The organism is Bacillus silvicola (assembly GCF_050524305.1).
GTDB lineage: Bacteria > Bacillota > Bacilli > Bacillales > Bacillaceae_G > Bacillus_A > Bacillus_A cereus_AT.
In genome coordinates this window covers 616,864-633,895 of sequence record NZ_JBNGVC010000001.1, presented here as the reverse complement: position 1 = coordinate 633,895, position 17,032 = coordinate 616,864, and the positions used below count along the sequence as shown (strand labels likewise).

The following is a 17,032-nucleotide window of genomic DNA, read 5'->3' as shown; positions in this document are numbered from 1 at the left end:
GCTCTCTTTCTATTTACGTTTATTTATTATTTTCCCAGTATCATCAATTTCTACATCGGTTGAAACCGTTTGTAAATATTGTAGTGCTTTTTTCTTTTCTTCTTCATTTACAGGAGAAACTTGGTTGTTGCGAATGATGTACGGGTTAAATGACATTTGGACATCATTTCCTTTAAAGGTTAAAGTTAATACGCCAGTTTCGGCGCTTTTTCCATTCACATAACTTGGGAATAAAAAGTTTCCTAATGAGTAAGCGATAGGAACTTTATTATAATACTCAAACCCTTGTAACCAATGTGGATGACTGCCGACAATTGCGTCAGCTCCTGCTTCAACCATTTTAGGTACATATTGTTTTTGATATTCTATTGGACGATTTGATTTTTCAACGCCCCAATGCATATAAACGATTACATAATCAGCATCTTTCTTTTGCTCTTGAATCGTTTTTGTTACAAGATCTAAATCATATCCGTTCGTAACGCCAGGCTTATTTTCACCAGCTACCCAATTAAAGTTAGGCATAAATCGAACGAAGGAAAGAAACTTAAACTTTTTTCCTTTTACAGTTAGTTCACGAGAGGTATAAGCATCCTCAGCATTTTTTCCGGCTCCAGTGTAAGGTAGTTTTAATTTTTCGACGTGAGAAATGGTGTCTAGTAGTCCATCTTGTCCATAATCAAGCGTATGGTTATTGCCAATATTGACAATATCGTATCCAGTATTTTTTATTGCTTGTAGTGTGGATGGGTCACTTTTAATCCAAAATTGTTGTCCAGGTACTTTTTTTTCTCTCGTTGTAAATGCTGACTCTAAATTAATAAAAGAAATATCAGCTTTTGTTATTTCTTCTTTTACATGTTGGAATGGATAATCAGCCCCATTTTTTTCGATTACGGGACGTAATTGCCAATCGAACATTGTATCACCAGAGAAGGTGAGTGTGATTTCAGGCTCTTCTATTTTCTTTTCGCTTTTTGAAGCTGTTTTACTAGATTTGTTTTGCATATCAGGTTTGTCTTTCGCTTTTGAAATAAAAGAGTAGTTGATTAATAAAACAATTGGTGTAATGAAAAAGGCTATTAACAGAAATCGTTTTAGTAAAATTTTCATAAATACCTTCCCTTTTGAATTTATCCCGCAAGTAGATTAACAATGAATCTACTAAAAGAAATCGGTCTTTGTATAGTAACAAAAAAATAGCGGGTTATATAGTAGAAATTGTTTGTTAATATTCACAATATTAAGTTAACATATAGATAACCTGTAAATCAATGTATAAACCAAAATATAGAAATAAAGAATTCGAAGGGTGAAGAATGAGAAATGGTTATATTAGGAGCAATTGTAAATGGGATTTGTATTATATTTGGTACTTTACTTGGTAAATTATTTAGTGCGATTCCAGAAAGTATGAAGGGAACAATTATGCATGCAATCGGTTTAGCGGTTACTGTACTTGGACTTCAAATGGCATTAAAAAGTGAAAATTTTCTTGTTGTCATACTAAGTTTAGTTATTGGTACGGTAATCGGGGAATGGCTACAATTAGAAGAAAGGTTAAAACTGTTAGGGGATTGGTTAGAAAATAAAGTTGGATCGAAAGGGAAAGGGAGCATATCAGAAGGCTTTGTAACAGCCACACTTATTTTTGCAATTGGTGCGATGGGGATACTTGGTGCATTGGACAGTGGGATTCGCGGAAATCATGATATTTTATTTACAAAGGCGATTATCGATGGATTCATTTCTATTATATTAACGACAACTCTAGGAATTGGCGTAGTATTTTCAGCGATTCCAGTGATTTTATATGAGGGAGGTATTGCAGTTTTTGCAACACAAATTAATAGTTTTGTTCCAAAAGAATTAATGAATCAATTTATAGTGGAAATGACTGCTACTGGCGGTATTATGATATTCGCAATCGGATTAAATTTACTTGGATTTATTAAAATTAAAGTGGCAAATTTACTTCCAGGCATATTAATGGTTGGAGTAATTGTTTCTATTATATATGGTTATGGTTTGATAATAAGTCATTAGGGGAAGGGATATAGATGGTGGAATTCCAATTTACAAAACGTGCATATAAAATATTGGAGATCGCAGCAGAAGAGACTGAGTGTAGTAAAGGTATTATCCATCCGGTTCATCTATTTATAGGAGCTTGTAAGGAAGGTACTGGAGTTTGCGCGGAGTTACATATGTATTTATTTCACACGGTGGGCATGGATTTTTTAGCAAAGATATCGTTACTCCAACAATATTATGTAAATGAAATAGAATACATAAATGTTGGGGAGTTTAAAGTTTCAAATAAGACGATAGAAGTTTTAAAAGTAGCGAAGAAACGGATGGAACGTTTTCAGCAAATATTAATAAATGAAGGGCATGTTTTATATGCAATTTTTCAAGGGGATACAGTTATTGATAAGGTTATAAGTAAAAAGATGAAAAAAGATGTATTGCAAATTACATCTGAACCAAGAGATTTGACGGTTGCATTAAAAAGATTTGATCCTATTTGTAATAGTTTAAGTCATAATATTAGAAAAGCGATCTCTTCTGATTTTGAAAAGTTGGCACGTTTTGTTAAGAATGAATTTGGTGAGCGTTGGTTAAAATCTTTAGATTATGGATTTCGGACATATAAAGAAGAGTTACCTATTTTTATTGCTGAACAAGGAGGAGAAATCATTGGTTTCGCTTGTTATGATGTTGTGAGAGGAAAGAAAGGGCTGTTTGGACCGATGGGTACAGTGAAACATAATCGTGTGAACGGTGTTGGGAAGACGTTATTGAATCATTGTTTATATGACATGAAGAAAAGCGGATATGAGTATGCAATTATAGGACAAGCAGGTCCGATTGAGTTTTACGAGCGATGCTGTAATGCACGTTTAATACCCATAGGAGATAATTAACTCTATCCCTTTGCTAAGAATGCAAGGGGATAGAGTTTTATTATGTATAAAGCAAATTACTAAACTTTTTTTAGAAAACGGTGTAGAATGGGGAGCGAAAGAAAGAAGGTGTGAAAATGGCCAGCTGGAAACGAAATTTAATGATTTGTTGGCTAGGTTGTTTTACCACTGCCGCCGGTATGAGTTTAGTAATTCCTTTTTTATCTTTTTATATTGAGGAATTAGGGGTGACCGGCACTTCTAGTATTGCACAGTGGTCGGGACTTGCATTTGGTGTGACATTTTTAATGGGTGCGATCGTATCACCAATATGGGGCAAGCTTGGTGATATACATGGACGGAAATTGATGCTTATACGTGCGAGCCTTGGTATGGCGATAATTATGACGCTTATGGGGTTTGTGACGGACGTGTATCAACTAGTCGCACTTCGGTTTTTAATGGGAGCGGTATCAGGTTTCCTTTCTACAGCGATGACATTTATTGCTGCAGAAACTCCGCAAGAACATTCAGGTTGGGCGATTTCTACAATCTCAACAGGAGGCGTGAGCGGTTCATTACTTGGGCCGATACTCGGAGGTTATTTGTCAGAGTTAATCGGAATGCGCCATGTTTTTCTAGTTACAGGAGCTTTCTTATTCCTTTCCTTTCTCATCGTCTTTTTCTTCTTACATGAAGAGAATCATTCTGCTAAAGCAAAAAAGGCACAGCCGAAAAAAGTATGGACGATGGTCCCGGCAAAACATTTAATAATAAGTTTATTTGTAGCAACGTTTATTATTCAGCTTGCAAATATGTCAATTCAACCTATTATTACGCTGTACGTAAAACATTTGGCAGGACCAGGAACAGATCATATTGAAATGATTGCAGGTGCAGTTATGTCTGCGACAGGATTAGCAGTTATTTTAGCAGCTCCGAAGCTAGGACGATTATCAGATCATATAGGTCCTCAAAAAACGTTAGTTGTAGCGTTGTTTGCTGCCGGAATTATTTTTATTCCGCAAGCATTTGTAACCTCAGCTTGGCAACTATTAATTCTTCGCTTTTTATTAGGTATTGCACAAGCAGGACTATTACCTTCCGTACAAACTCTACTAAAACAACATACGCCAACCCATGTAACGGGACGAATATTTGGATATAATCAATCGTTTCAGTTTTTAGGAAATATGATTGGGCCAGTACTTGGTGGGCAAATTGCAGCTCACGCAGGCTTCCAATATGTTTTCTTCTCTACATCATCATTATTATTTATTGCATGTATTTGGGTTTATTTTCATAGTAAGAATGCAGAGGTATCAGAGAAACAACATTTGGAAGTTAGTTAATTAGGTGAATGAACAGTAAAAAGGATGAAGCGATATTTGCTTCATCCTTTTTTATTAAAACTGAAGGCAAAGATAACTTAATGTACCTAGCTCGTAGCTACGGTGAATGACTTTTCCTGTCTGTTCACCACTACCCATTGCGATAAATAAAGGAACAAAATGCTCTGCTCGTGGTACTGCTAATTGTGCATGAGGCGCATTCTTCTCCCAATTAAACAATGCATCTTTATCATTGGTCTGCATATGTTTAATAATCCAATCATCAAATTCAATTGCCCAATTTTCAGGTGTTGTTTGATTCCATTTCAATACTCGTAAATTATGAACAGTAACACCGCTACCGATTACTAAAATATCTTCTTGTCCAAGTCCTTTTAGTGCTTCTCCAATTTCAAATTGTTCTTTTGCAGGGAGGAATGGATTTACTGATATTTGTATGACAGGAATATTTGCTTCTGGATACATACGATGCAGGAGTGTCCATGAACCATGATCTAACCCTCTCGTCATATTATGTCGGACTGGAATGTCTTTATTTTTAAATTTTGTTGCTAGCATAGATGCAATGCTAGAAGAGCCTTTCGCACGATATTTGATTTCGTATAACTCAGGAGGAAAACCTCCAAAGTCATAAATTGTTTCATATTCTTCATCTGAAGAGGAAATCGTTAATACTTCACTTTCCCAGTGAGCGGTAAAAATAACAATAGCTTTCGGTTTATATGTTTCTCCAAGTGTCTTTAAAAAGCGTGTATAGTCTGTATCTTGAATGGCAAGCATTGGTGAACCGTGTGCTAAAAATAGTGATGGCATCATAGTAGAAACCTCCTAAAAATTATATAGTTACTTTATGTAAGTAACTATATAATTTTATTTTAAGTCCGTCAAGAGAATAGTTTGAAAGATAAACAATGAATGCATTTGTCATAATAGAAGCAATTGCATATAATACATAATAAGAATAATGAATGGATATTCATTTTTTGAGATACATAATAGATTTGGGGGCTGACGAAATGAACGTACAGAAAAGTTTCGTTACGGCATTGGATGGATCGGAAATTTATTTGCGTAAGTGGTTACCAGAAGGAGATCCGCGAGGGATTATTCAAATTGCACATGGTATGACAGAACATGCAGGTGTTTATACAGACTTTATTGATGCTTTATTAGAAGCAGGATATGGTGTTTATGCTCATGATCATAAAGGGCATGGAAAAACAGTGAAAAGAGAAGAAGACTATGGTCATTTCGAACCAAATGTAGGTTGGAGTGAGGCTGTGTCTGATGTGATTTTTGTTTCGGAAATGATAAAAGAAGAGCAGACAGGTCCATTGTTTTTACTTGGACATAGTATGGGTTCTTTTTTATCAAGACGTGCTGTACAACTTAAAGGTGAACTATATGATGGATTTCTTATTTCAGGAACTGGTGGAAATCCAGGGCTTTTAGGAAGTATCGGTCATAAAGTAGCGACAATTGAGATGAAATTACGCGGGCCCAAAACGAAAAGCCCGATGCTAAACTTTTTATCTTTCGGAAACTTTAACTCGCACTTTAAGCCAAATCGTACAAAATTTGATTGGTTATCTTCAGATAATAGCCAGGTAGATAGATATATAAAAGATCCTTTATGTGGCTTTATTTGCACAACAAGTTTTTATCGAGAATTATTTCATGGTGTACTAGAAGTAAATAAAATAGAAGAATTCAAGAAAACACCAAAAAATCTTCCGATACATATATTCTCTGGAGATCGTGATCCTGTTGGAGATATGGGAAAAGGTGTAACAGAAGTTTATGAAAACTATAAAAAATGTGGTGTGAAAGACCTGACACTACGTTTATATGAAAATGGAAGACATGAAATGTTCCATGAAGTGAATAGAGATGAAGTGTTTAAAGATTTGATTTCTTGGTTAGATAGACATATTGTATGAGAAGAAACCTCACTTTTTTGAAGTGAGGTTTCTTTGAGGAAATGGAGGAAAGATTATGAGCGGATTTGTAAATAAAGAATATATAGAAATAGATTTTCAATATGAATTGATTAAAGAAGAGGAATTAAAAAATTGTACCTTCATAAAATGCCGTTTTAGAGGGGTAGATGCATCAGAAGTTTTTACTAAAAATTGTAATTTCATAGAATGTGATTTTACTGGTTCTCTTTTTAATGCTTCTATCCACCAAGGAACTACATTCGCAAATTGTAAGTTTGTTGGTGCGAATTTATTCGTATCTAAGTTTGAAGAATGTAAAATGACTGGATCCGATTTTGAAGAAGCGAATTTAGATGGAATAACAATAATATCCGGTGATTGGTCATATACAAATTTAAGGTTCGCGAACTTAAGTAAACAAATGCTAAAAGGTATACGTTTAATTGAAGCTGACTTATATGAATGTAATTTAGAAAAAGCAGATTTACGTGAAGCAGATTTAACAGGTGCACAATTAGGTAAGGCAAAACTTAGCGGTGCAGATTTAAAAGGAGCGATAGTTGATAGAGTTGATTTTAAAAGTTTTGATTTGAAAAATGTGAAATTAGACATAGCGCAGGCAGTTGCAGTAGCAAGATGTTATGGAGCTAAGGTGAACTGAATTGTTTGTAAAACCGTTCAAATTGCTGAACGGTTTTACAAATTATAATAGTAGTATAATAGTGAATGAGGTGTTTATAGTATGGAAGATAAAACATTAGGTTTACTACTAGATGTTGTTGGGGAATTATTTTCAGATGAAATTTCCATTGCAGTTTCGAATACGAAAGAATATATTTACTATCGGCCAAGTAAACGAATTGATTTAAAGATTAGCGTCGGGGATCCTATAAAGGAAGGGACGATTGCTCATAAAGCAATGATAACGAAGCAAAAAGCCTCTGAGTTTATTAACCGGGATGTTTTTGGTATTCCTTATCATGGAATGGCCGTACCATTTTCAAATAATAGCAAGATTGAAGGGTGCGTGACGGCAATTTATCCAGCTTTAACGGATGGCAAGTCAGTCGTTACTTTAAAAACAACAGACGGCTGGGTTCCGGTTCCTTTTTCAAAGGTCATGTATTTAGAGGCTAAAGATAAAAAGACGTATGTGAATTCAGAAGAGTTATCAGGAACACATAAATACTCGCTACAAGAATTCGAATACTTGCTTCCGAAAGATTCATTTATTAGATGTCACCGTTCATTTATTGTAAATGTTAATCATATTAAAGCGATTTATCCTGATACTCATTCTACTTTTTTACTTTCGATGGATAATGGGGAGAGAGTACCAGTTAGTCAATCATACGCCAGTTATTTCCGTAAGCTTCTAGGATTCTAGATTTTTCTGCTTTAGAGCCTAGATTTGCTGTTTTGTCTGAATTTTCGGCATTGTATACTAAAATTCCTATTTTGATGGTGTTAATGTGTAAAATAATTATGAATATTCATTGAGAGAGGGATTACATATGGAGAATAATTTGGATAGAATCAGGGATCAACGTTTAAAAGATCGGGTAGTTACACCTGAAGAAGCAGCTTCATGGATTGAAAGCGGAATGACTTTAGGCCTAAGTGGATTTACACGTGCTGGGGATGTAAAAGCAGTCCCATTTGCGCTAGTGAACCAAGTTAAGAATGATAAATCTTTTAAAGTAAATGTTTATACTGGAGCTTCCTTAGGTTCGGATGTAGATAAATTATTTGCTGAGGCAGGAATTTTAGGGAAGAGATTGCCATTCCAAGCCGATGCAACTATGCGAAAAGGAATTAATAACGGAGACTTTTTATTTGTGGATCAGCACTTATCTCATACAGCAGAGTTACTCCGTGCTGACGTTATGGATATAGATTTCGCTATTTTGGAAGCGGTTGCGATTACCGAGGACGGAATGATTATTCCAACCACTTCAATTGGAAATTCCTTAGCATTTTCCTTAAATGCTAAGTCTATTATTATTGAAATGAATATGGCCCAATCCGCGCAACTAGAGGGGCTGCATGATTTATATGAACCAGGAAAACAAGGGGAAAGGCTTCCAATTCCGCTAGTGAAAACGGATGATCGAATTGGAACGATCGGTATTCCGATTGATGTTGAAAAAGTGAAGGGGATTGTGTTTACGAATCAACTAGATTCGCCATCGACAATTGTTCCTCCGGATGAAGAAACTGTTATTATGGCACAGCATTTAATAGAGTTCCTTCGAAAAGAAGTAAAAGTAGGCCGATTAACAAATCATTTAGCGCCGTTACAATCAGGAATTGGTTCAGTTGCTAACGCAGTATTGCACGGAATGTTAGATTCAGAGTTTGAAGATTTAGAAGTATATTCCGAGGTTTTACAAGATGCGGTTTTTGATCTTATGGATGCTGGAAAAGTCAATTTTGCTTCTTGTTGTTCTATCACGCTTTCTGAAGAGAAAATGCAACAAGTATTTTCCAACTTTGAAAAATATCGTGACAAATTAATGATGCGCCCGCAAGAGATTTCTAATCATCCTGAAATCATTCGCCGCCTTGGATTAATCTCGATTAATACTGCTTTAGAATTAGATATGTACGGAAATGTCAACTCTACTCACGTTTTAGGTACAAAAATGATGAATGGTATTGGTGGTTCTGGTGATTTTGCAAGAAATGCACGCCTAGCTATCTTTGTTACGAAATCGATTGCAAAAGGTGGTAACATTTCAAGTATCGTTCCTTTCGTCTCTCATGTGGACCATACTGAACACGATGTAGATGTTATCGTTACTGAACAGGGGTATGCTGACTTAAGAGGGTTGGCGCCAAGAGAAAGAGTGGAACTGATTATTGAGAATTGCGCACATCCAATGTATCGTGATCAGCTAAGAGCTTATTACGAAGAAGCACAAGCAAGAGGTGGACAAACCCCTCATGTTTTAGAAAAAGCTTTTTCTTGGCATACGAATTATGCTGAAAATGGAACAATGCTTGAAGCAGTAGTAGAAACTATATAAATGAGTATCGTAAGAAATAGTAAAATGAATGGTTGAGTTTGAAGGTTAAAAGAAAAAGAGAACGCCAATTTTTGGAAATGGCGTTCTCTTTTTCTTTTGAAAAATTGTTATCCATAATACGGTGAAACTTTTTAGTTTTATGATAAGGATTTATAAAAGTAATCTCTTATCTACGGAAATAAGAGGTTTTTTTAATTACTTTTCGAATCATATTAATAGCTTACATATTGAAGATGGGGAGAAAGAATCATGAAGATAAGAAAAGCGGAATTAAGAGAAGCAAATGAATTAAGTGAACTCGCACTACATTCAAAAGCAATGTGGAACTATAGTGAAGAATTCATACTTGCTTGTAAGGAAGATTTAACAATTACAGAAGAGTACATAAAAAATAATTTTGTATATGTTTTAGAAAACGATAATACGAAGATTGGATTTTTCTCATTTTTACGTAATGATAAAGCTCTCGATTTTTTATACATTCATCCTCGTTGCAAAGGGAAAGGGTACGGGAAAATACTTTGGGAGTATGTAATAGAAAAAGCAAATGAACTAGGAATAAAAAGTTTTACAATTGATAGTGATCCGAATGCGAAAGGATATTACTTGAAGATGGGAGCAAAGTTAATCGGAGAGACGCCGTCAACGGTTTTTAAGGATCGACTATTACCGCTTTTGCAATATGATGTGTAAAACTATTAATGTCGGGGGAAGATGAGAGTGGATAATGTGAAGAAAAAACAAATATATGACATGTTAACAAAATCGTGGTCGATTGAAACAAGTTCAAAATGGACGAGCGAAAATCCGGCAAAGGGACAATGTGGTGTAACGGCTCTAGTTGTTCAAGACTTATACGAGGGAGAGATTAAAAAAACGAAAGTAGGAGAAGTATGGCACTTTTATAACCTTATAGATGGAAAGATGTTTGATTTTACAGAGACTCAATTCAATGGAAAATTGAATTATATGGATGAGAAATCAAATCGGGAAGAAGCATTTACGGATACAAATGAAAAACAATATAGCATTTTGAAGGAAAAGATAACGAAAGAATTAAAATTATCTTTTGACTCTTAATCTTTAATAAGTTACTATAATGGTGGTAACTTATTAAAGGGAACTTCATAGAGTTGAAAGGGGAAATACTTTTGAAAACAACTTATGTAAACGCTACAATCGTAACGATGAATGAACAAAACGAAGTGATAGAAAATGGATATATCATTGTAGAAAATGATCAAATTATAGATGTAAAGAGCGGAGAATTCGCTAATGATTTTGAAGTAGATGAAGTAATTGACATGAAAGGAAAGTGGGTTTTACCAGGGCTTGTAAATACACATACACACGTTGTAATGAGTCTCTTAAGAGGTATTGGCGATGATATGTTATTACAACCATGGCTTGAGACGAGAATTTGGCCACTTGAAAGTCAGTTTACTCCAGAGCTTGCGGTCGCTAGCACGGAATTAGGATTACTTGAAATGGTGAAAAGTGGTACAACATCATTCTCTGACATGTTCAATCCAATTGGAGTAGATCAAGATGCAATTATGGAAACGGTATCAAGGAGTGGAATGCGAGCTGCTGTTTCAAGAACTTTATTTAGCTTCGGAACGAAAGACGATGAAAAGAAAGCAATTGAAGAAGCTGAGAAATATGTGAAGCGTTATTATAACGAAAGTGGTATGTTAACTACGATGGTTGCACCACATAGTCCATATACATGTTCTACAGAACTGTTAGAAGAATGCGCACGTATTGCAGTAGAAAATCAAACGATGGTTCATATTCATCTTTCGGAAACAGAGCGTGAAGTACGTGATATTGAAGCACAGTACGGAAAACGTCCAGTAGAATATGCAGCAAGTTGTGGATTGTTTAAACGCCCAACAGTTATTGCACACGGTGTAGTATTAAATGAAAATGAGCGTGCATTTTTAGCAGAACATGACGTTCGAGTAGCTCATAATCCGAATAGTAATTTAAAACTAGGATCGGGTATAGCGAATGTAAAAGCGATGCTAGAAGCAGGAATGAAAGTTGGAATTGCAACAGATAGTGTTGCATCTAACAACAATTTAGATATGTTTGAAGAAATGCGCATAGCAACTTTATTACAAAAAGGTATTCATCAAGACGCAACAGCATTACCAGTTGAAACAGCTCTTTCTCTTGCGACAAAAGGAGCTGCGGAAGTAATTGGCATGAAACAAACGGGATCACTTGAGGTTGGAAAGTGTGCTGATTTTATTACGATTGATCCGTCTAATAAACCGCATTTACAACCAGCAGATGAAGTGTCATCGCACCTTGTATATGCTGCTAGTGGAAAAGATATAAGTGATGTAATTATTAACGGTAAACGTGTTGTTTGGAATGGTGAATGTAAAACATTAGATGAAGAGCGTATTATATTTGAAGCGAGTCGTTATAAACGTGGTTTACAAAGATAAGTATTTACATGTCAGTTGAAAAAGCTATCCTTTTTAAAAAAAGGATAGCTTTTTTTGAACGAATAAATATTCAAAAGAATGTCGCATCTTTCTATTAGTATTTCTGCTATAATATATTACGCTTTATAATATTTTATATTTAAGGAGAACAATTCATGAAGCTAAAAAAGAGCCATTTAATGGTAATGGCACTTGTTACATCTTTATTATTAACAGCTTGTAATAATAAAGCGAATAAAAGTGATACAGAGGCTAAAAAACAAGTGCTAAATGTAACGGTATCAGAAGAAATTCCTTCTCTTGATACTGCGAAAACAATGGATGGTACGTCAGCACACGTTATGCAAAACATATTTGAAGGATTGTATGTGCTAGATGATCAAGATCAGCCTATTCCAGCAGTAGCAAAATCATTTGAAAGAAGTGAAGATGGTAAAAAATATACATTTGAATTGCGTAAAGATGCAAAATGGTCAAATGGTGATAATGTAACAGCAAATGATTTTATGTTTGCGTGGAAACGTGCGATTAATCCTGAAACAGCATCTCAATATGCATACATGCTCTTTCAGGTGAAAAATGCGAAAGAAATAAATAAGGGAACAATGCCACTTGATGAACTTGGGATTAAAGTCATAAATGATTATAAGTTAGAAGTTGAACTCGAACAGCCGATTCCATATTTCTTACAGTTATTAGCTTTACCTATATACTTACCACAGCATGAATCATTTTTGAAAGAACAAGGGGGCAATTACGGGCTTGAACCTAGTAATCTCATATATAATGGCCCATTCGTGTTAGAAACATGGAAGCATGAACAAGAATTTCAATTGAAGAAAAATGATACATATTGGGATCAAAAGAAAGTGAAGTTAGACGAAATAAACTTTCATATCGTAAAGGATACAATGACGGCTGTAAATTTATATGAAGCTGGTAATTTGGACCGGGTGCCTATTAATTCGCAAATTGTAGATAAGTATAAAGGGAATAAGGAATTACACATGTCGAGTGATCCTGGAATTGCTATGCTACGTTTTAATGAAAAAAATAAGGCGTTAGCAAATAAAAAAGTGCGTCAGTCTATCTCATTAGCGTTAAATAAAGAAGATTTTGTTACTCACTTTATTAATAACGGGGCAAAACCTGCAAGTGGACTTGTACCAGTTGGTCACGTGAATGAAGAGATTGGAAAAGATTTTAGAAAAGAGAACGGAGATATTTCTTCATATGATTTACAAAATGCGAAAAAGGTTTGGGAAGAAGCGAAAAAAGAACTTGGAGTAGAGCAAGTAAACCTCGAGTTTTTAACGTTTGAACAAGATAACGCAAAACGTATGACGGAATATATAAAAGGTGACTTAGAAAAGAATTTGCAAGGATTAACGATACAAATTAAACAACAGCCGTTTAAACAAAAGTTACAACTAGAACAAACAGGCGATTACGATATATCTATGGTAAATTGGGGACCTGATTATAAAGATCCAATTAGTTATTTAGAGTTATTTACGACGAGTAATCCGAATAATAAAATGAGTTACTCTAATTCTCGTTACGATGAATTAATAAAGAAAGCGAAAAATGAGCTAGTACTAGATCAAGAGAAACGCTGGGAAGCTCTGCAAGAGGCTGAACGTATTCTATTAGAGGACGCTGCGATAGCACCGCTTTATCACATTGGCTCAGCTTATGTACAAAAGGACTATGTAAAAGGAATTGAGAAGCATCAATTTGGTGGCGTGTATACGTATAAAAATGCTTATATTGATAAGAAGTAAATAAAAAAACCTTATTTTTAAAAGAATAGTCAATGACTATTCTTTTATTTATTACCTCGGTATTTTACATGAAACTCGTTAAAGAAGAGGATTTTCAAAACAAAAGTAAACATATTCTTTATATTCAGCAACTGTCATTTTATTTAATTCAGCTAAGTGGCGAACAACAACGAGTAGCAATTGCTAGGGCACTATCTTACAATGTTGATTTACTTATTGCTGATGAACCAACAGCACATACCCTTTACTATTTCTATAGTCGTACTCAAATAAACGATATTCCGTAAAGTCTTGATAGTGATGGACGGGACCCCAATTAAAATTTCTTAAACTTAATTGGACTTACCATTAAGAGAGCGAGGATTAATGTAATCCATGCATTGCTATATGAAAACAATGCCATGCCAGCCAATGGTAATCCAGCAGCTGGAATCGGTAATCCCTTAAAATATCCAATGGTTGGTTTAACACTAAATTTAGCTAATCTTAAAGCACCCATCGTTGGGAAAAGGATAAATGCCAAAGAAGTTAAAACAGAGGGTGTTGCTATCGAATGAAATAAAAGTGCAGGAGCAACCCCGAAACTAACAATATCAGCTAAGGAATCTAATTCTACACCAAACTCACTGTTCACTTTTAATTTTCTCGCAATCCTTCCATCAAGAAAATCAAAAACAGCTGAAAAGAAAATGAAAATGGAGGCTACTTCCAAATAGTCATTCATATTCATAGTAATTGAAAAAACACCGCACAATAAATTTCCAATCGTAAATAAATTCGGTATAGCTTTTACAGTCTGATTGAACAAGGTTGTCCCCCCTAAGTTGATTAAACTTCACATTTATGTAGCATTTTCTATATATTCTTCCGTTATTCTTAAAAATATATGACCACTGTATGCTAAGTAAATTTCGACAAGAGAAAAGCTGATTTCCTGTCCGTTAATAAGGGTTCTACCAGCGCTATTTTTGCGGCTCATATGTATAAACTTGTTAAAAAAGAATTTGTAAATGGTGTTATTATTACAGAACCATATAAATATGGAACGCATATCTCACGTATTGACCTTACTTTTACAAAGCAAGAGGGAAAGCTGGTTTTAAAAGATAAAACCGCTACGGCTATACCTGAAAAAACCTTACTTTTAAAAGTAAGGTTTTTTTACACATAAATTCTATTAAACAGATTTTAATAAAGAATAAAAATTCGTATCATAGGGGATATCATCTTGATACATATAGTTTTTTAGAACACCTTCTTTTTCAAAACCTAATTTTAATAGCACTTTATTTGAAGCCTCGTTTTCAAGAAAGACAATTGCACCGATCCGTTTTAAATGTAGCGTGTGGAAACCATATGATAAAACGTCAGAAACCGCTTCAGTGGCATACCCATTTCCCCAGTGTTCAGGGAGAAAGGCATAACTTATATTTGCTCGTTTGTGCTCAGAAGACCAATCGTGAAAACCAATTGTCCCAATGAGTTCTTTCTTATCTTTTAATTCGATTCCCCATTTTATACCGTTTCTTGCATTGTAACTCAGTTTAAAATTATTAATGATTTGTTTTACTTGATCAACATCCTGTAATGGTTTTTGACCATAATAGCGCAGTACATCAGTATTAGAAAAACATTGTAGTATACCTGGTGCATCTTCTTCAGTAAGTTCTCGCAAAATGAGTCGATCGGTTTTTAATATAGGAAACATGCCTTCACTCCATTTCTTTTGAAACTCGAATGTGTTGTTATTATATAATTTAATCTGAAAATAAAGATTATTCAAGAGGGAAGTAAGGTTTGGATTTGTGATAAAATTGATTGTGGAATATATTTCAAAAAGAGGTACATACATAAGTGATAAGTAAAAGAGAATTACTTCACTAAAAAAGGTATTCCAGTTTTATTGGAATACCTTTTTTCATTACCCTATAAATGTTTGATACAGTAAGAAAATATTTAAAATGATAACAAGTGCAGCAATGATCCAAGCGATAAAGGTTGTTATGCGGTGATTAACGAGTGCACCCATAATTTTTTTACTGCTTGTAAACATGATAAGTGGTACTAATGCAAAAGCAATACCGAATGATAAGACGACTTGGCTCATGACTAAAGCGTAAGTTGGATTTACACCTAAAGCGATAATAACTAATGGTGGAATCATTGTAATAAAGCGGCGTAAATATAACGGAATATGCATTCGAATGAATCCTTGCATAATAATGTCACCTGACATTGTACCGACAGAAGAGCTAGATAGTCCTGCTGATAAGAGCCCAATCCCAAATAACGCAGCTGATACAGGACCGACTAAGTTGCTAAACTGAGTGTATGCCACATCTAAATCTTCAACGTGCATACCGTTTTTAAAGAATAGTGCAGCTGCTACAATTAACATACTCGCATTAATTGCTCCAGCGATAACCATTGCAATAATAATATCGATAAATTCGAAACGGAAAATCTTTTTCTTTTGTTCGTCAGTTGTTCCGACCACACGGCGTTGTGTCAATGCAGAATGTAAATAGATTGCATGTGGCATAACTGTTGCGCCTAATATCCCTGCTGCAAGTAATATACTGTCTACACCTTGGAATTTTGGAATGAAAAGTCCTGAAAGTAGAGGGCTTAATTCTGGCTTTGCATAAAAAACTTGAATCCCAAATGCTATTACTACAATAAAAATCATCCCTGTAATAATAGCTTCTAGTGGACGAAATCCTCTGCGTTGAAACTCAAGAATAATAAATGATCCGACTGCTGTAATTAAAGCAGCTGGTAACATCGGAATTCCAAATAATAAATACAATCCGAGTGCTGCCCCGATAAATTCAGCTAAATCTGTAGCCATAATAACGAGTTCACCTTGAATCCATAAGCCAATAGACACAGGTTTTGGAAAGTGTTCGCGAGCGATTTCAGGTAAATTATTTCCCGTAGCAATTCCTAATTTAGCGGATAAAGTTTGGATTAATACTGCCATTAAGTTAGAAGCGAATATAACCCATAATAGTAAATATCCATATTGTGAACCAGCTGCGATATTTGTAGCAAAGTTACCAGGGTCAATATAAGCAACTGACGCGATAAAAGCGGGTCCTAAAAACGGTAACAGTCTTTTCCAACCTTTCGTTTCGCCACTTAAAGCTAAGTGTGCTGATTGAACAGTTGTACTTTGAGAAGGGACTTGTTCATCTTTTGTTATATCTTTATTCATAGTAGTTTTCCCCTTTGAAATGTTAACTTGATGAAATTATTGTATTTATTTTTACCCATTATTTCAATACATTTAAATGTATGAGATGATATTTTTATTTGAACATAAATGTTTCCTTAGTGCAAATTATATGCCTTTATGCAATGGATGGTGTGGTGTTATAAAAAATTGGGAGTTTATGGTGTGGTGACGTGGGGAAACATAATAAATTAAAGGGCTATTTTTGAAATTTATGTGAACATAAAGCCTATAATACAGCATATTAATTGATGGAAATGGATTTGTATGATATATAATATATTGGGATTACAACATAACCATAGTGTTTTGGTGTGTAATCTTGTT

17 protein-coding genes and 1 pseudogene are annotated in these 17,032 nt (G+C 34.7%); 13 read left to right on the top strand and 5 right to left on the bottom strand.

The features are described from left to right. Nucleotides 1-9 precede the first annotated feature (9 nt). The gene (locus ACP6L7_RS03255; RefSeq protein WP_097831519.1) at nt 10-1,113 is read right to left on the bottom strand and encodes a CapA family protein; all 1,104 of its coding nucleotides are present in this window, start codon (nt 1,111-1,113) and stop codon (nt 10-12) included. Between the two features lie 213 nt (nt 1,114-1,326). Between ACP6L7_RS03255 and ACP6L7_RS03250 the strand changes: the two genes are divergently transcribed. The 3 genes from ACP6L7_RS03250 (at nt 1,327) to ACP6L7_RS03240 (ending at nt 4,258) form a co-directional block, all read left to right on the top strand. Next, nucleotides 1,327-2,046: a DUF554 domain-containing protein gene (locus ACP6L7_RS03250; protein ID WP_097831518.1), complete on the top strand. Its 720-nt coding sequence runs from the start codon at nt 1,327-1,329 to the stop codon at nt 2,044-2,046. Nucleotides 2,047-2,060: 14 nt separating this feature from the next. Continuing rightward, nucleotides 2,061-2,927, top strand: a complete 867-nt coding sequence (locus tag ACP6L7_RS03245) for a GNAT family N-acetyltransferase (RefSeq protein WP_097831517.1) — start codon at nt 2,061-2,063, stop codon at nt 2,925-2,927. Nucleotides 2,928-3,043: 116 nt separating this feature from the next. Further along, nucleotides 3,044-4,258: a multidrug efflux MFS transporter gene (locus ACP6L7_RS03240; RefSeq protein WP_097831516.1), complete on the top strand. Its 1,215-nt coding sequence runs from the start codon at nt 3,044-3,046 to the stop codon at nt 4,256-4,258. Nucleotides 4,259-4,312: 54 nt separating this feature from the next. Here ACP6L7_RS03240 and ACP6L7_RS03235 read toward each other — a convergent pair whose 3' ends face one another. Continuing rightward, a complete protein-coding gene (locus ACP6L7_RS03235) occupies nt 4,313-5,074 on the bottom strand; it encodes a DODA-type extradiol aromatic ring-opening family dioxygenase (protein WP_097831515.1) in 762 nt (253 codons plus the stop codon). 200 nt (nt 5,075-5,274) lie between these two features. Between ACP6L7_RS03235 and ACP6L7_RS03230 the strand changes: the two genes are divergently transcribed. The 9 genes and pseudogenes from ACP6L7_RS03230 to ACP6L7_RS03190 all read left to right on the top strand — a co-directional run. Continuing rightward, entirely contained in the window at nt 5,275-6,198 is a 924-nt protein-coding gene (locus ACP6L7_RS03230; protein WP_097831514.1) for an alpha/beta hydrolase, read from the top strand. Between the two features lie 55 nt (nt 6,199-6,253). After that, nucleotides 6,254-6,859 (top strand): pentapeptide repeat-containing protein, encoded by a 606-nt coding sequence (locus ACP6L7_RS03225; protein ID WP_097831513.1) that lies wholly within the window; start codon nt 6,254-6,256, stop codon nt 6,857-6,859. A gap of 81 nt (nt 6,860-6,940) precedes the next feature. Next, nucleotides 6,941-7,585 (top strand): LytTR family DNA-binding domain-containing protein, encoded by a 645-nt coding sequence (locus ACP6L7_RS03220; RefSeq protein ID WP_097831512.1) that lies wholly within the window; start codon nt 6,941-6,943, stop codon nt 7,583-7,585. Between the two features lie 127 nt (nt 7,586-7,712). Next, nucleotides 7,713-9,227, top strand: a complete 1,515-nt coding sequence (gene scpC, locus ACP6L7_RS03215) for a succinyl-CoA:acetate CoA-transferase ScpC (RefSeq protein WP_097831511.1) — start codon at nt 7,713-7,715, stop codon at nt 9,225-9,227. A gap of 249 nt (nt 9,228-9,476) precedes the next feature. Beyond that, nucleotides 9,477-9,920 (top strand): GNAT family N-acetyltransferase, encoded by a 444-nt coding sequence (locus tag ACP6L7_RS03210; RefSeq protein WP_097831510.1) that lies wholly within the window; start codon nt 9,477-9,479, stop codon nt 9,918-9,920. A 27-nt stretch (nt 9,921-9,947) separates the two neighbouring features. Beyond that, nucleotides 9,948-10,307: a YunG family protein gene (locus tag ACP6L7_RS03205; protein WP_098361794.1), complete on the top strand. Its 360-nt coding sequence runs from the start codon at nt 9,948-9,950 to the stop codon at nt 10,305-10,307. Between the two features lie 53 nt (nt 10,308-10,360). Then, nucleotides 10,361-11,686, top strand: a complete 1,326-nt coding sequence (locus ACP6L7_RS03200) for a bifunctional S-methyl-5'-thioadenosine deaminase/S-adenosylhomocysteine deaminase (RefSeq protein ID WP_141533451.1) — start codon at nt 10,361-10,363, stop codon at nt 11,684-11,686. A gap of 155 nt (nt 11,687-11,841) precedes the next feature. Beyond that, the gene (locus ACP6L7_RS03195) at nt 11,842-13,470 is read left to right on the top strand and encodes a peptide ABC transporter substrate-binding protein (protein ID WP_097831507.1); all 1,629 of its coding nucleotides are present in this window, start codon (nt 11,842-11,844) and stop codon (nt 13,468-13,470) included. Nucleotides 13,471-13,613: 143 nt separating this feature from the next. Continuing rightward, a pseudogene (locus tag ACP6L7_RS03190) lies at nt 13,614-13,709 on the top strand (ATP-binding cassette domain-containing protein); the annotation flags it as partial. Nucleotides 13,710-13,786: 77 nt separating this feature from the next. Here the strand turns inward: ACP6L7_RS03190 and pssA are convergent. Further along, nucleotides 13,787-14,278, bottom strand: coding sequence for a CDP-diacylglycerol--serine O-phosphatidyltransferase (gene pssA / locus ACP6L7_RS03185; protein WP_097831505.1), 492 nt, complete (start codon nt 14,276-14,278; stop codon nt 13,787-13,789). A gap of 171 nt (nt 14,279-14,449) precedes the next feature. Here pssA and ACP6L7_RS03180 point away from each other — a divergent pair, with 171 nt between their 5' ends. Continuing rightward, nucleotides 14,450-14,641, top strand: coding sequence for a hypothetical protein (locus ACP6L7_RS03180; RefSeq protein WP_489686861.1), 192 nt, complete (start codon nt 14,450-14,452; stop codon nt 14,639-14,641). A 6-nt stretch (nt 14,642-14,647) separates the two neighbouring features. On the opposite strand, the gene ACP6L7_RS03175 is transcribed toward ACP6L7_RS03180, so the two are convergent. Continuing rightward, the gene (locus ACP6L7_RS03175; protein WP_097831504.1) at nt 14,648-15,178 is read right to left on the bottom strand and encodes a GNAT family N-acetyltransferase; all 531 of its coding nucleotides are present in this window, start codon (nt 15,176-15,178) and stop codon (nt 14,648-14,650) included. Between the two features lie 213 nt (nt 15,179-15,391). Then, complete coding sequence (locus ACP6L7_RS03170; protein ID WP_097831503.1) at nt 15,392-16,687, bottom strand: Nramp family divalent metal transporter; 1,296 nt, start codon at nt 16,685-16,687, stop codon at nt 15,392-15,394. Nucleotides 16,688-17,032 lie beyond the last annotated feature (345 nt).